At 38.4% G+C, this 16,443-nt stretch carries 11 protein-coding genes and 1 pseudogene; 5 read left to right on the forward strand and 7 right to left on the reverse strand.

Annotated elements, in window-relative coordinates:
- Positions 1-112, forward strand: a pseudogene (locus tag EWV66_RS04145) (IS630 family transposase); the annotation flags it as partial.
- Between the two features lie 692 nt (positions 113-804).
- Here EWV66_RS04145 and EWV66_RS04150 read toward each other — a convergent pair.
- From EWV66_RS04150 to EWV66_RS04175, 6 genes are all read right to left on the reverse strand, one after another.
- Positions 805-1,743 carry a class I SAM-dependent methyltransferase gene (locus EWV66_RS04150; protein ID WP_002795700.1) on the reverse strand — a complete coding sequence of 313 codons (939 nt, stop codon included), beginning with the start codon at positions 1,741-1,743 and terminating at the stop codon, positions 805-807.
- A 671-nt stretch (positions 1,744-2,414) separates the two neighbouring features.
- Entirely contained in the window at positions 2,415-3,317 is a 903-nt protein-coding gene (locus EWV66_RS04155) for a sulfotransferase family protein (RefSeq protein ID WP_002798085.1), read from the reverse strand.
- Positions 3,318-3,448: 131 nt separating this feature from the next.
- Positions 3,449-4,288, reverse strand: a complete 840-nt coding sequence (locus tag EWV66_RS04160) for a sulfotransferase domain-containing protein (protein ID WP_287108758.1) — start codon at positions 4,286-4,288, stop codon at positions 3,449-3,451.
- 486 nt (positions 4,289-4,774) lie between these two features.
- Positions 4,775-6,136 carry an oligosaccharide repeat unit polymerase gene (locus EWV66_RS04165; RefSeq protein WP_287108759.1) on the reverse strand — a complete coding sequence of 454 codons (1,362 nt, stop codon included), beginning with the start codon at positions 6,134-6,136 and terminating at the stop codon, positions 4,775-4,777.
- A 167-nt stretch (positions 6,137-6,303) separates the two neighbouring features.
- Positions 6,304-7,605 (reverse strand): flippase, encoded by a 1,302-nt coding sequence (locus EWV66_RS04170; RefSeq protein ID WP_052275587.1) that lies wholly within the window; start codon positions 7,603-7,605, stop codon positions 6,304-6,306.
- A gap of 215 nt (positions 7,606-7,820) precedes the next feature.
- Positions 7,821-8,591, reverse strand: coding sequence for a putative capsular polysaccharide synthesis family protein (locus EWV66_RS04175; RefSeq protein WP_287108760.1), 771 nt, complete (start codon positions 8,589-8,591; stop codon positions 7,821-7,823).
- Positions 8,592-9,478: 887 nt separating this feature from the next.
- Between EWV66_RS04175 and EWV66_RS04180 the strand changes: the two genes are divergently transcribed.
- Both EWV66_RS04180 and EWV66_RS04185 read left to right on the forward strand, forming a co-directional pair.
- A complete protein-coding gene (locus tag EWV66_RS04180) occupies positions 9,479-11,788 on the forward strand; it encodes a GumC family protein (protein WP_287108761.1) in 2,310 nt (769 codons plus the stop codon).
- 230 nt (positions 11,789-12,018) lie between these two features.
- Positions 12,019-13,476: a DASH family cryptochrome gene (locus EWV66_RS04185; protein ID WP_287108762.1), complete on the forward strand. Its 1,458-nt coding sequence runs from the start codon at positions 12,019-12,021 to the stop codon at positions 13,474-13,476.
- Between the two features lie 368 nt (positions 13,477-13,844).
- Here EWV66_RS04185 and nadA read toward each other — a convergent pair whose 3' ends face one another.
- Complete coding sequence (gene nadA, locus EWV66_RS04190) at positions 13,845-14,804, reverse strand: quinolinate synthase NadA (RefSeq protein ID WP_052275581.1); 960 nt, start codon at positions 14,802-14,804, stop codon at positions 13,845-13,847.
- Positions 14,805-15,052: 248 nt separating this feature from the next.
- Between nadA and tatC the strand changes: the two genes are divergently transcribed.
- Positions 15,053-15,814, forward strand: a complete 762-nt coding sequence (gene tatC, locus EWV66_RS04195; RefSeq protein WP_052275580.1) for a twin-arginine translocase subunit TatC — start codon at positions 15,053-15,055, stop codon at positions 15,812-15,814.
- 78 nt (positions 15,815-15,892) lie between these two features.
- Entirely contained in the window at positions 15,893-16,204 is a 312-nt protein-coding gene (locus EWV66_RS04200; protein ID WP_002749272.1) for a hypothetical protein, read from the forward strand.
- Positions 16,205-16,443 lie beyond the last annotated feature (239 nt).

Below are 16,443 nucleotides of genomic sequence, written 5' to 3' on the forward strand. Positions count from 1 at the left end.
AGCTATTTATGAATGTCTGAATGATGCCCATCTGAAACATAAAAAAGAACTGGATTCCTTGCTGACTCTACGATTTCAGAAGTTTAATAAATCTCAGATTATGAACGTCTAAAGTATATGTCTCTATGTCTTACTTATCGATTGATTCCCTGATAAGTTCCCTTTCCAAGACATCAACTGCTCTTGGATTTCGGTTCTTCGTTACTTGGTATGGTTCGATAGGGGGGCATAAATCGACTAAATCCTTATCTGGCAAGAGACTTAATTGATTAGTTCGCTCTAGACAAAAATAATTCACAAAAATCGCTAAACGCCTTTCTATATAAGGGTTCCATTCCTTATAACCCCCGTCCATTGCATAACACAAACCGAAGAGCCTGGATTTCTTTCATCCCTAAATTTCGATGCCATAAAACTTAACCTTTCCAACCCAAAATATTAGGCTGTGAATCAAACTCAGACTGTGACTTTATTCCAATCAAAGGTTATAAGTTAGTATTGTTTACGTTGCGAATATGTATTCTAAAGCCCGCTTCTTTCAAAATTAGCAAGATTTTATCAGTTTGCAACACTATTCTAAAGTTAGCACCCATATCAAAAATTAGCTCTATCTGATGATATTCCAATAACCTTTCCATCAGGGCAACTTGTGAAGTATTAAGATTATATCTCTTGACTTCAAACCCTAGTTTTCTGAACAGGTTTTTCAGGAATTTTTTAAGCATATTATCCTCATATTCAGAATATAACAATTGTAACCAGTAAGTAATTTATCTCAATTTAACCCTTCGGAAGTAAATTTTTTTATTTCTGGTAAACAACTGTCACTGAATGACCAATTGGCTTAATTCTATCATCTGTGAGTCCAGCAGAAATAAATGATGCTATCACTTGAGATATTTTTAATTTAACTTGGTAATTAGTTGAAATATCTACTAAAGAATAGTTTTGATTATTTTTGAATAAGTTGTCCAGGGACTTTATGACAAGTTCACGAGCATATAGCCTTCTATGAATATCTGCTAATTTTTCATGATGAATATCAATTAGCTTGAGACAAAAACAGTTAGCTACATATTGCAAAGCTTTGTCAGACCAATGGGTAACATGATGAGGAGGCATATTTAAAATATTATTTTTGAGAGAGCCAATAAATGAATCATCACTAGGCACAGAGATAATCAATAGACCCCCTTTTTTAAGGCATTTTAAACAAGATTCTATAAAAGATTTAGGGTTAGACACATGCTCTAACACTTGGAATGAACAAACAATATCGTAACTATCTGAGTTACTCACACAGTAATCTTCTACAATTTGATTAAGAACATTTATATTGGCATGAGATGCTATTTCTATAGCTTTACTGCTAAATTCAAGTCCAGTATAATTAGAGGTTTTTATTTTTTGAGAAAAAGCTCCTTTCCCACAGCCCACTTCTAAAACTCGATCCTCGCTAGTGATGAAATTACAAGCATAATCGTATTCTTCTTTATCATCCATATAATACCATTTGAACTTCTGTAATTCTTGATAAAATGACTCTGAACCTGTAACCAGAGGATGAAAAAATTTCAAATCTGAATCTAGACAATGATAAAAATTAATCGTCTCTAAATCAAGAAATTCCGAACTGATATGAAACCCACCCCATCTGCTATACAGTTTAATGAGTGCTTTAACTTCTATAGTTTCTCGTAAAACAAGGTTAGCACTACCGCTTAAAGGACAGACTATGTGCATATTCTTTGACACTCATTAAAGTTGACAAACACAAGATAGCAAAAAGGTCTATCTGATGTCAACTAAGTAGTCGTGCAAAATTAATTTCCTAGTCGAGACAGGAGACAGGAGACTCCGAGACGGGAGACTCCGAGACGGGAGACTCCGAGACGGGAGACAGCTATTAGGGATCGGATTTGAGTTTTCAGTTCACTGTTTCCTCACACCAGAAGTCTGACGGAGTAGTGGCTTAGATGTGTAATTAATTTTGCTTAGGTACTTATTACTTAATACCCATCTTCCGCACTTCTTAACATTCAATTGATAATTTTTACTAATACATTGCTTACAACCCATTGCCAGTAAGGATTATAGCTACAATGATGGATTTTTATCAAGGTGAAGAATTGTAATGTAAAAACATATAAAAATATATGAAGATGTGCGGAATGTCGGTTAATAGTATTAACTCTTGATTTTTTTTACAAAATTCGGTTCTTCGGTTTGTATTATGCAACGGACAGGATTATAAGGAATGAAACTCTTATATAGAAAGACATTTGGCGATTTTTGTCAATTGTTTTCGATCTAGAGCGAACTAATCAATTAAATCTCTTGCCAGATAAGGATTTAGTCGATTTATGACACCCTACCGAACCATACCAAGTAACGAAGAACCCAAAATTCATTATTTATTTTAACCATGGAGACAGGTCCCTTTGAATCAATTCTTGAAGATTTAATATATCTTCTCGATAAATGTTTATTAGTTGTTGCCTTAGGGTTTGTGTTAGTTGATGCTTGGCTAGATTAGAATTTATTACATTGTTAATTATTTTCTGTCGAAGGGAACGTGGAATAAGATGTTTAACAGAGGTGGTGATTAGATTTGGCTTTGATAAAAATTGATGCAATAATTTATTTTTAGGGATACCAGTAACATTATATTTAGTTGATGTATCGGGAATAAAATTGTCATCAACTTCCAAAAATTGGAAAATATCCTTGATTAAATCATAACGATTACTTCTTAAATCTTCGTAGAGATAAACTTTGATTTTACTAGAGTCAAATTTTTCAAAATATCGCTGTAATTGAGTATAATAAAATCCTCCGTCTACATAAAAGTATCCCCACCACCATTTGTTAAGAATTCTGTTATCTTCTTCCCGAAGGGCGGCACTAAAATCTAAGCAGTTTTCAAAGCCCTCTCGAGCATGATGCAAGAATTGCGAATACGCTCTTTCCACTGGATCTCGCAGTATTGCTATTAGTTTTACATCAGGGCAATAATACTTAATTCTTGCAGCCGCCTTAGCATGGTATAGATAACTAGGTGAGGCTTCACCTATGGCGATTTCATTCGTAACTCCCTGAAATTGTTCCATATAACTTTCAAAGCTAGTCTTAAAACCATCCAAATAACCTTCACTAATTGAACCTTTAGGATAGCTAATTTTTTCGCCCTCGAAAGCAAAAAAGTTAGTCTCCTTAATTGGTGTCATATAAATTTGTGGATGTTGGTTGAGCCAATCATAAAGGGAAGTCGTCCCCGCCTTGGCTGCTCCGATAATTAAAAAATTTGGCAATGCCATACTTTTACTTCCTCATACTTAAATGGTAATTCCCTAGAAACATCAATGATTGCGCTAACGTAAATTTATGCTTCAAACTCTTGCAGGCTAACAAATAATTATCTGGCTGCAGAATCAGAAAAATTTACATACTACAAGTCATAACCAAGTATTCGAGCAATATCTGTCGCTGAATTCGCAATAAACTCTATATCCAGATCAGATAATTCCTGTCCACCACTAGCAACTCCCTTTCGCACAAAGGATATTTTCTCATTTATAATATTGGTAGAACTATGCTTTTTCTCTGAATCTTTCATTTTTTCTTTAGAACTTAAAGCAATAGCTTCATCTATCAATTTCTCATTGATTTTAATTCCAAAACAATCCATCACGGAAGATAATTGCAAGTGTGTGTCTTTTAAAAAATCCTCATATCTAAATATCTTAATGATCTGCCCACCCCCACCTCCATAGTTGTTGTAATACCATGATTTTGTATGTTCTGTCCATCTGTTAATTCCATATTTTGTATGTCTAATAAATTCTGAAATCTCTAACTTATCATCTATTTGTTTTCTATCTTTTAGGTAGTAATAATAGGAAATCATTACATCTCTAGGATCTCGGACAAGTAAAATGACTCTGTAGTAGTAAGGGTTATAGGCAGAGTGACTTTTAATAATTCTAGGTATATCTGTCCTGCCAAAAGGACCTTCTGGACGAAGATTGCCATCTCCTATTATTGAAGGTATGATATCTAAAATATTAAATAAGTTAACATCTTGCTCAACATTATAATGGACTTTGAGAGCATTTGCTATCAGAAATCTCAACCAAGTGTTTCCCGATTTGGGATAGGAAACGAGGAAAACATCCTCTACCACATGATTTTTGTGCAGAGAACGCCCATACTTGATTTTTTTTGCTATTCGACTAGGCAAGGTCAAGATGTTTAAAGAATTCAATGGAAAGGATAGTATGTTTTTCATAAGGTTTCGTCTTTATATATTCACCAGTTTCTCACCAGCCATCATAACACACAGTTTGATATGATATAGCAGGGTGAGATCATCTCAAACGCTATTGACAATTGACCAATTGTGTTATCCGCTTGCTGTGTGGGCATTTGAAGTGATAAGCTAAACGGCGCTTAACCTGCATGATCCAATAGCTATAACCCTTTTGGAGTCTATATCGGTGATCCGAAGTAAAAGCCGTTTAGCTTACCAGTCAATCAGAATAGTTACGAAATCTTAACATTTGGTCGATTTTTGCTTAACAATTGAGATAGCCAATTCTCCTCAAATATGCCTGAATCGATCTCTGGGTAAGCAACTCACATAAAGTTCATTTTGTCAAGGATTGTTAAGATGCGCTTACCCTGTATGATATAGGTCTTTCCTAGATCGCAAAAAGTACTTATCAAGTAACTATTTAGTTATTCCATAATTATAACTCCGTTTATAGAATTGAATTCATATTTTATATCCTTTATATTTCTTGTATTTTTTTTGGTAGTATTCTCTGAGTAAAAGTATTAACCAAATAATCAAAAAACGAAAGACAGAGCCTAGACTTAACAATAGCAAATACAGGGCAATAAAAGAAGTAAAAATAATCAAGAAATTATTTTTTGTAGAATCTCCAAATCTACAAATTAAGGCAATTGTAATTGGACCGATAAAAGCTCCTACCCAACCAAAATTAGATAAGGATTCCCCCAACCAAGTCCCTGTTAGACCGAGGAGAACATCTTTGGGAGATATGTTAAAGGCGGCCGCTGTTATATATTTTTTGTAATCATAAGGAATGGGTTTACCTGGCCACAAAAAGCGAGGAATATATAAAACTAAAGCATGATAAACTGTCTGAAGTCGATGATCCAGTATCTTAAATTTATCAGGATTTAATTCTGAGTAAATAGACAGTTTAAGCAGATGGTCTCTACCATAATCGAAACGAGATATTTCATACATTTGCTTTGTATCTATACTCCTGACTAAGGAAGTTTGATAAGAATAGGAAAAAATGCCAAAAACTAATAATAAACCCAATAAAAGTGCTAAAAGTTTTACTCTACTTAAAGCTTTTTTTAAAAGTAAAGTCAGAACCAAAGCAAAAATCACGAAAGCAATAATAGATCTCTTGCCGTTAAGCCATATTGTTACCGATATTGGGATGAGAACACTTGCCCAAAAGTAAAAATTTATTAATGACAAATTTTTATTTTTTTGCAATACAATTATTGTTATTAGTCCACCCAAACTGAGTAAAGAGGAAAGATGTATAAGTTGATGAAAGTTGTACTCTTCTTCCGACAAGAGACCAGCACCTTTTGCTCCGTAAGTAATGTAGAGACCGGGATTAGGACTAAATGACCAAACAATGACAGGTAAGAATAAAAGAAAGTAACCAATAAGTATCATTAATAACTTAAATTGTTTACCGAGCTTATACCTATTGCTGAAACCAATTAAGTTAACCCAAAATGTTTGATTATTGATTAATAATCTTCCATGACTCTCCTTGTCTTTGGGGATTCCATTGTACCACAATACTACTGGCACGATAGCAATGTATAGACAGTAAACCAAAAAGGTTGTTTCATCCCTAACAGCCACTCTTAGATTATCAAGTCCACGAAAAAAATCGTACTTAGGTTCACCAATTACTAAATCTAATAACAACGGCACACCAAAAAACAAAAAATTAATGATAATTACTAAGTAGGCAGAGTAATAGCGCTTAAATATTATATTCTTGCCGGACAAAAAAGCCCAAAATAAAAGCCAGGCAAAGGTTATTATCTTAACCAAATTAATATCATTTTCGCTCATCATATCTCCTTAGTAAGTTTTATCTGATAACATCGAAACGCAAATACTTAAGTAGGGAGGCACAATTATTTGTAGGATGGGTTAGCGGTAGCGTAACATGAGCAGGCGTTGGGTTTCATGCTTCAACCCAACCTACGTTCATCTTATATTTAATTCCACCCACCCATTTAAATTGCCGTAGATTTGATGCCCAATTTTTGGCGTACCCAGATAGCACTGATAATATTACCTACAATCATCGAGATTGCGGTGGCAGTGGCTGCACCATTCACCCCCCACTTCGGTATTAGTAGCCAATTAAGACAGACATTTAACAAAGCGGCAAATGCCACAGTTGCTGCACTAAATTTAGCATGGCGGGTCATATTTAGCAATAGACCCACGGAACCAGTCAGAGCGTTAACCAGATAGCCAATACTCAAAATTATCAAAGCTGTTTGTCCCTGTATAAACTCAGCACCAAAAAGCTGTAAAATCGAGTATCTCAATGCAATCAACCCCAAAGTCATGACCAGAGCAAACAAGCTGATTAAACGAGTGCTATGAGTAACCAGCCTTTGCAGTTGTTCCCGCGTTCCCTCTGCATAAAGTGTGGCAAAAGTTGGCGAAAGGACGTTATTCAAGATTCCTAGGCCAAAAATAATCAGAGAAGTGACTCGACTGACTACTGCGTAAACTCCCACAGCACCCGCCCCCTTCAAGGCACCGAGCATCAATATATCGATACGAGAGTTAATCACCGCTAGTCCTCCTAGCAAAATAAACGGTAAGCCGTCCTTGAGCCAAGTCAGAATTTTGTATTCAGGTTTAGCCTGTTTAACCTCTTGGGGAAGCACTCTGGCTAATAGTACCACACCAACGACAAAAGTAATGCCAAGAGATATCAATTTTAAGCCCATCACCCAGACAGTGATATTTTCTTGATTTCTAAGAAACCAGTAGCTAGAAATCGTCAGGATAATAAAAACTAAGGGAGCTAGTAGATTTTCTGGCATTTGCCCTAAAACCACCCTGTGTAAACCCTTCATCGTCGCTAGTCTCAAGCTAGTTAAAGAGACAATTGGTAAGGAAATCATCGCTACACACAGAGATGGTAATAAGTCCGGCTCCCTGACTTGTCCCCAGTTCAGAATAATAGCAATAGCAACTAATGCCATTAGGCTAGAAACTATGAAGACAATTGCATTTGCCCATTGTAATAAACCACGCATTAATCCCCAAGCTGACTGACTGCTATAGATAGCCACTTCTCTGACTAATAAGTTATTAAAGCCTAGAGTCGCGGGAATGCCCAGCAAAGCAGGCCAAGTCATTGCATAGGTATAAACCCCAAAGCCATTTTTACCGAGCCAGCGAGCTAGAATAATACTGGTCAGAAAACTAAGGGTTATGAAAGCAACTCTTAAACCAAGAGAACCCGTCGCATCTCGAATTAAACGTTCTTTTAGTTTTAAGGGAGTTTTTTTCATCTTTTTCTTTGCTCCAGGGATGCTACTAAGTCCATCGTGAATAAACTTTTCTGATTTCTTCCTCCGTGTAAAAATGATTAAAGTATTTAGAACTGCACATCTCCGGCTCTTCTGGTTTCTGTGTGTAAACGAGGTCTATACTGATAGTTTCTTCTTTCAAAATAGTCCTAAAAGTCTTGCCCAGTAAGCATTTAACCTTACATAAGCAAAAATTATCACACATCTACATAAGATAGTGGTAATTTGAGATTTTGCTTAAATTCTTTATACATATCTCGATAATTTTTATCTTCTCCCACGTTCGTCCTTACTAACTTAAATTCTTTTAACCCCAGAAATTCGGTGATCGCTTTTTCCTTGACACTGTCAGAGGTTTCTAGTTTGAGGATCAATAAATCCACATTATCTTTGTTAATTCTTAAATATCCCTGCTCTTTCGGAAAAGGATATTCATAAACATCTATCCCTAAAAATGGCTTGAAGTGATTATCGAACCAGTCTAGGGGAGTTGAATGAGGGAAAAAATTGATAAATATATCCATTAGCTCTTGGGGAGTAAAATTGGATTGTTCATATTTTTTCCCTGTTTCTCTTTCAAAGTTCTGAAAAAAAGCTGCAACATTTCTACCTATTGGTTCCCTAGTTAAAGAAATAATTTTTACCTGTTTTTTCGGAACGATTATCTTGTTATATAAAAACTCACCCCATCTGACTTGCTTTTCTCTGCGCAGCTTTAATTCTAAAATTTCGTAAACCTTAGGATTGTAAAAGCTTCTATTATCAGCGTTTTTGAGTAAAAAATGAACACTAAACAATGGCAAAATTGCTTTTTTTTTTAAGGATTTCATCACCGAGCTAGAACCCACTTTGCCCATTTGATAGATTATAATAGGTGTTTGGTTAGTGGCATAAAGCTTGAATCGTAATTTTATGTCTTGCAGAACAATATTCAGCAGATAAGTCAGGTTATCAAGAAATTTAGACATTTGGTTTTTGCCTGTAGTTTAATTTTTTTACTCTACACCAGCGATACAGATGCTGAGTTCTCAGTGAGTTTAATCTATTTCAGCATCCTTGTCAACCCAGGGTGGTAATTTTGGTAATTCTCAAGATAGTTGCTCAATTATCTCACTTACATTGAGGACACTAAGCAAACAAACGGATTTTACTGATTTTAAAGCTGTTTTTAGCCATTAATAAACTATTTTTTCGGCTTTATCCGTTAATTCTCTCTCCTTGTCCCAATTTTCCCCCTTTGCCCCGAAAAAACTCTTGGTCAACTAACCGCTTAATTATCTATTCCTGAGTGTAGAATGGCTACCTATGGATGTTCTGATTGGTCGGGGGGATTATCAGCAAGCTTGACTATAAGACGCAGCAGGACAAAAGTTAGCAGTTCTGGAAAAACTATAGTTGCCATTGTAGCATGGTGTTAAGTACCTAGGCAAAATTATTTACACATGACGATCATTGCCCCGTAAGGGTTTTAGCTCGATCGGGCAGGTAATTAATTTTGCATGACTACTTATGATGAAGCGGTAATTAATCGAGCCAGATTGCTACCGCAAAATCTTTTAACCCGCATCCACAGGGAAAACCGTAGTTTGGCTTTTTCGGCTATGATCTTTGCATAGCAATACTTTTAAGGGTTAATGGCCTGCCAGTGAGATTCCAGTTCTCTAGCTGGTTGCGGTTTATATCCTTAAAAGTGTCCCGAAGTCAATCTCAGCTTTAGATGTCATATTCCTTACTCTATAAGGGTTTGAGGCTATTTTAAATAGATACCATGTTTGGACAAATTCCCAAATTATTCTCAAGCTATACTGGCATACTAGATGCGGTTTAATATAGTTATCCCTTGACTATTTGATTAATGATGAACAACCAACAAAACGGGGCTTTAAAAACCCAAAGCCAAGGAAATCTACCAGTTTTTGCCCAACCAGCTTTTATCCCCTCCGTGACGCAGGAAGAAGAGGAACTCAACCTGCGTCAAGTCCTTTCTGTCGTCAAGCATCGCTGGTGGATAATCGCTGGCATCACCCTAGGGGTAACAGGTGCGATCGCTGCTTGGACTTTCTTAAAAACCCCTATCTATCAAGGTAGATTCCTGCTGCTCATCGGTCAACCGATTGAGGAAAATAAAAATTCTCTCAAACTGGCAGCCCAAGATATCCTGCCTCAGTTGGGTGGAGAGAACATCGATTATGAAACCCAAATCGCTGTCCTGAAAAGTCCTCAACTCCTTAACCCCATCCTTAGCAAAATAACTCCTAAGTATCCCGATTTTACCTACAGTGATTTAATTAGTAAAACTGGCAAATCTGATCTCAAAATTAGTCAATTAGAAGATACGAAAGTTTTAGAGATCGTTTACGAAAATGCAGAACCAGAAAAAATTAAGCTGGTTTTAGACAATTTGGCTAGTCACTACCTAAACTATAGTTCCCAGGAACGCAAGACCGAAATTAATCAAGGCTTGGATTTTGTTAACGCTCAATTGCCCGTGCTGCAGGAACGAGTTAATTCTCTACAAAAACAAATGCAGCAATTCCGGCAGCAATACAATTTCCTGGATCCCGACAAGGAAGCCACTCGTTTATCGCAACAGTTAACCAGCATCGAGCAGGAGTACAGAGTCGCCCAAGTTGCCCTTAACGAAATTAACTCTCGCTATCAAGCTTTACAGCAACAGGTGGGATTGGCGCCTAATCAAGCAATTATCGCCACTTATCTCAGTGAATCTCCCGGTTATCAAGATTTGCTCAAGCAGCTGCAGGAAGTGGAAGTGGAATTGGCCAAACAATCGGCAGTTTTCGCGAAAGATAGCCCGATAATCGCCACCCTAGAGGAAAAAAGAGCCAATTTACTGCCCCTACTGCAAAACGAGGCCCAGAGAACCCTAGGGGAAAAACTGCCCCAGACAGTGGGTAATTCCCCGGCTTTGGTGTCACGCAGCGCTCTGCGGGTAGAATTAACCCAGCAATTGGTGGAAGCCGCTAACACCCGCCAAACCCTAGAAATTAAGGTAAAATCCCTTGCCCGGGCCCTCGAACAACAGAAAGCCTCGGTCAAAAATCTGGCGGTTTTAGCCCGTCGCTATACGGATTTGCAACGAGAATTGGAAATTGCCACCACCAGTCTCGGCCGTTTTCTGGAGGAACAACAAAAACTCCAACTCAAGGTGGCACAACAAGTGGTGCCTTGGCAACTAATTTCCCCCCCAGAAGTAGGGGAAGAAGTCGTTTCTCCTAAACCCTTGCGAAATCTGGCTTTAGGGGTTATTGGTGGCCTGTTACTAGGTATAGGGGCGGCCTTTTTAGCTGAAAGATTAGACCCCGTTCATCACAGTGCAGATGAACTAAAAGAAGATGCCAAGCTACCCCTTTTAGGCGCAATTCCCTGGAACAAAGACATCGATAAGATCGAAAAAGTGATCACCGCCCTACCCCAGTTAACAGTCGCTGGTCAACAACTTACTATCCCTAATACCACTGCGAAATCAGCCAACGAAAACCTCTACCACTATAATTTCTACCCCTTCTCGGAGGCTTTCCACACTCTTAACACCAATATTCGCCTCCTCGGTTCCGATTCCCCCCTCAAGTCCCTCGTGATTAGTTCTGTATCACCGGGAGATGGTAAAACTACTACGGCAATAAATATCGCTAAGGCTGCCGCTCGTATGGGACAAAAAGTCTTATTGGTGGATGCCGACCTGCGACGACCCCAGATTCACCTACGACTTAATCTCGATAACGACCACGGCCTTAGTAATGTCCTCGCCGAGGGTCTCGATTGGAACGAGGCGATTCAATTCCTACCCCGCCACGAGAATTTATCGATTCTTACCGCCGGTCTAATTCCCCCAGATCCAACCCGCTTGCTTTCTTCCCAGAGAATGCAGGAGATGATCTCGCAATTACAGCAAGACCACGCTTTCGATCTAATTATCTACGATATACCACCGATCGCCGCTTTTGCCGATGCGAAAATTCTCGCCGCCATGGCCACTGGCCTAATTCTCGTCACCAAACTGGGCAAAACCGATCGCTTTGTGCTGAAAAATCTGCTCGAAGATCTGAGATTATCCCAGATTTCCGTGTTAGGTTTAGTGGCTAATAATGTTAGTCGGAAAGACCACAATTATCGTTACTATAGCCATTACTACGGCAAAAGATAATTAAATCCCATCTTGCTTACTATTTATCGGTTAAGTAGGTAGGTGTTAAAAATTTTCAGGCACCCCCCTTATCAAGGGTAGATCCCCCCGCCTATCGGCACCCCCCTTAATAAGGGGGGCAGGGGGATCGGCACCCCCCTTATCAAGGGGGGATTAAGGGGGGATCAGAGGCAAAATCTATCTTCTATTTAATTATAACCACTTACTTATCAACTTTTAATTGATGTTAAATGCGGGTTTTAATTTGGTATCGCAATGATCTGCGAGTTCACGATCACGAGGCAATTTATCGAGCCATTCAAGAACAATTAGAGATAATTCCCTTCTATTGTTTTGATGAGCGTCAATTTGGTCTTACTTCCTACGGGTTTCCAAAAACTGGCAAGTTCCGGGCTAAATTTTTATTAGAAAGCGTAGCAGATTTGCGACAATCTCTGGAAAGTTTAGACAGTAATTTAATTATCCGATGGGGAAAACCAGAGGAAATTATCCCGCAATTAGTTCAAGAATTGCAGATAGCCAAGGTTTATTATCATCAAGAGGTAACAGCAGAGGAATTAGCGGTAGAAAAAGCGGTAAATAAGGCTTTATCCGGGGTTCCTGTGCAGATAAAAACTTTTTGGACAGCCACTTTATGTCATCCTGATGACTTACCTTTTACCCTTAATCAACTGCCAGAATTATTTACTAATTTTCGTAAACAAGTCGAACGTCATTGGGAAATAAGAACAACTTATCCCAGTCCGAAAAAGTTGACAAAATTACCTAAAATAGATTTAGGAAATATTCCTAGTTTAAACGATTTAGGCTTAACAGAACCAATTCTAGACCAGGGATGTGTTTTGTCGTTTCAAGGGGGTGAAATGGCAGGAAAATCACGGATTAAGGAATATATTTGGGATAGTGATTCCTTAAAAACCTATAAGGAAACCCGCAATGAAATGTTAGGGACTAATTATTCCTCAAAATTCTCAGCCTGGTTAAGTTTTGGCTGTATTTCCCCCCGTTATATCTATGAGGAAGTACAAAAATATGAGCAAACGAGAGTAAAAAATGACTCTACCTATTGGCTGATTTTTGAATTATTATGGCGAGATTTTTTTCGATTTATTTGCAGTAAACACGGTCATAAAATCTTCTATAAATCTGGTTTGCAAGAACTTTATTTACCTTGGTTAGAAGATTGGGAAAGATTTAATCTTTGGTGTGAGGGAAAAACCGGTTATCCCCTTGTAGATGCTAATATGAGAGAGTTAGCTGCCACCGGATTTATGTCAAATCGTGGCCGGCAAAATGTCGCTAGTTTTCTGACCAAAAATCTCGGTATTGATTGGCGACTGGGAGCAGAATGGTTCGAGTCATTATTAGTTGATTACGATGTCTGTAGTAATTGGGGTAATTGGAATTACACTGCTGGTGTCGGCAATGACGCGCGAGGATTTCGTTATTTTAATATCCCTAAACAGTCGAGAGATTATGATCCCAAAGGTGATTATTTACGTCACTGGTTGCCCGAATTAGCCCTAATAAAAGGCGATAAAATTCACGAACCTTATAAGTTATCTCCAGAGGAACAAAAGCGTTATACGGTGATTTTAGGGGTTAATTATCCTCGTCCCATTGTCGATTTTTTTCAATCGATCAAACACAACGAAAAAATTTATCTTCAGCATTTTAGTAATCAGTAATCAGTAATCATTGGACTTCTACCTAATATTTTCTCAAGACTAAAATTCTTTCTAGACAAGAAACTTACCCAAATAAAAATGATTTTAATGTCCCCAGATTTTTTCTGTTAAATTGAATGAACAACGATAGATATATATTTGGATTATCGAACTATTTATTAGTACAAATAATCAAATCAAGCTCTGATTGGGTTATAATTTTTGCAGATGTCTAATCAACTGAAAACTCACATCTGATAACTGATAACTGATAACTGATAACTGATAACTGATAACTGATAACTGATAACTGATAACTGATAACTGATAACTGATAACTGATAACTGATAACTGATCTGATAACTGATAACTGATAACTGATAACTGATTAAGACATTTCTAACATTCTTTGAATCGGCAACAGTGCCTTAACTCTTAAATCTTCAGAAATAGTAATTTCTGGAGTTGTATCTCGCATACAGAGATACAATTTTTCGAGAGTGTTCAGTCTCATGTAGGGACACTCATTACAAGCACAGTTATTCAAACCTGGTGCGGGTATAAATAGTTTTTCTGGGGCCGATTTTTGCATCTGGTGAATAATCCCCGGTTCTGTGGCGACAATAAAGGTTTTTTCAGAACTTTTCAGGGAATAATTTAATAGTGCCGTCGTGGAACCAATATAATCGGCATGGCGTAAAACCGATGATTCACACTCAGGATGGGCGATAATTTTTGCTTCTGGATGGGCAACTTTTAATTCTATTATCTTGCGTTCGGAAAAAGTTTCATGGACAATACAACTACCCTGCCAGAGGACTAAATCTCTACCAGTTTGCTGACTGACGTAACGTCCCAAATTGCGATCAGGAGCGAAGATAATCGGTTGATGGGCAGGGATTTGATTGACTATTTTGACTGCATTGGAACTGGTGCAGATAATATCACTCATGGCTTTAATTTCTGCACTGCAATTAATATAGGAAATCACGATATGATCGGGATATTGGGCTTTAAAACGAGCAAAGTCTTCAGGATGACAACTATCAGCTAAAGAACATCCCGCATCTAAATCCGGCAGCAATACCAACTTATCTGGATTTAAGATTTTAGCTGTTTCTGCCATGAAGTGAACCCCCGCAAATACGATCACATCTGCTGGCGTTTGGGCAGCCTGTTGGGATAAACCTAGAGAATCACCAATATAATCAGCTATATCCTGTATGTCAGAATTTTGATAGTAGTGAGCCAGAATAACGGCGTTTAATTGCCGTTTAAGCTCTTTAATTGCCGTAAATAGGTCATCAGGTAAGCTCGATCGATTTGCGGGTTGAACAGTTGTGAACACGGTGGGGTTTATGGTAATTTTTACCAAATACTAAACAAGCCCCTATATCATAGCAAATTTTTTTAAAGTGATTAGGAAGTGGGGAGATGGGGAGATGGGGAGCAGGGAGAATAAATAAAAGCTGAATACTGACCCCCGATTAAGACTGTCCGCTAAAAACTCACATCTGATAACTGATAACTGATTCAAGGCTAAGGGTCAACAATGCTAGGATAAAGGCTTGAGTAGAGAACGATCGAGCGAAAGCCATGTCATCGACAGAAGTAAAAACCCCGCCCCCAGACAGTCCCGAATATCTCGATGAGTTACCCGGAGAAGTGGAAATGTCCTTATTTGACCACTTGGAGGAGTTGCGTCGCCGGATTTTTTATAGTTTAATTGCCGTGGCTGTAGGTGCGGTGGGATGTTTTATCTTCGTTAAACCCCTAGTACAAGTGCTGGAAGTTCCCGCCCAAGGGGTAAAATTTTTGCAGTTAGCTCCGGGAGAATTTTTTTTCGTCTCCCTAAAAGTAGCTGGATATAGCGGCATACTGGTGGCTAGTCCCGTCATTCTGTTGCAAATTATCCTCTTTGTGCTGCCGGGGTTAACCCGTCGCGAACGGCGTTTAATTGTCCCGGTAGTCTTAGGATCGAGTGTTTTATTTTTTGCTGGTTTATTTTTTGCCTATATTGCCCTGATTCCCGCCGCTTTAAACTTTTTTGTCAATTATGGGGCCGAAGTGGTCGAACAAGCTTGGTCGATCGAGCGCTATTTTGAATTTGTCTTACTTTTGCTGTTTAGTACCGGCATCGCCTTTCAAATTCCCGTTATTCAATTGATTTTGAGCTTTTTAGGCATTATTTCCTCGCAAACGATGTTATCGGGTTGGCGTTTCGTGGTTTTGGGTGCGGTGATTTTAGGCGCAATTTTAACCCCTTCCACAGATCCTCTCACCCAATCCCTGTTAGCAGGGGCGGTCTTGGGTCTATACTTTGGGGGGATTGGGGTAGTGAAATTAACGGGACGTTAGCAGTTTTTTGATAAAATTTGACGGCTGAAAACTAATTAAGCCAGAAAGCTAGAGATTGATTCTAGATTGAGTAACAAAGTGAAATATTTTTTCTTAACGGCAGGTTGGACAATAGGACGGGTGTGGGAATTTGGCGGTTTGTGGGACCATGCGAGTAGTTGGCGACGACCACCGCAGATAGAGCGATTAAATATCGGTATTTTAGAGGGAGAACAGGTTTTATGGCTTTATAAGGTGGAAGAAGCCGTGATTATGGTAGAAGTTGCCCCCAAGAGTGCCGAAATTGCCGATACTGTCCCCACCATCGGGCAAGTGGTGCTAAAACGCTTGATTAGTGCCGAACAAGTCCTCGAAATCCTGCAAAATGCCGAAGAACTACTGAGGAAGTAATCAGTTATCAGCTTCTGATCTGACAACGCCGATAAATGTGCCAATTATTGGCTTAATCATCGCAATTATCGCTCTTCTGGAACTTTCGGAAATCCCCGACGGAATCCAGATTCTGAAACCGGTGGTGATTCGGTAGTAGTGATGGCGGCTTAATCCTTTGCCAGGTGTGCATTGTAGTCATGGATAAAATACCAAAGGGCTCCCCAACGTGATTCTCCATTTTTTTAGAGAAAGATAGA

It is taken from the genome of Microcystis sp. M_OC_Ca_00000000_C217Col (assembly GCF_007095585.1).
Taxonomy (GTDB): domain Bacteria; phylum Cyanobacteriota; class Cyanobacteriia; order Cyanobacteriales; family Microcystaceae; genus Microcystis; species Microcystis panniformis.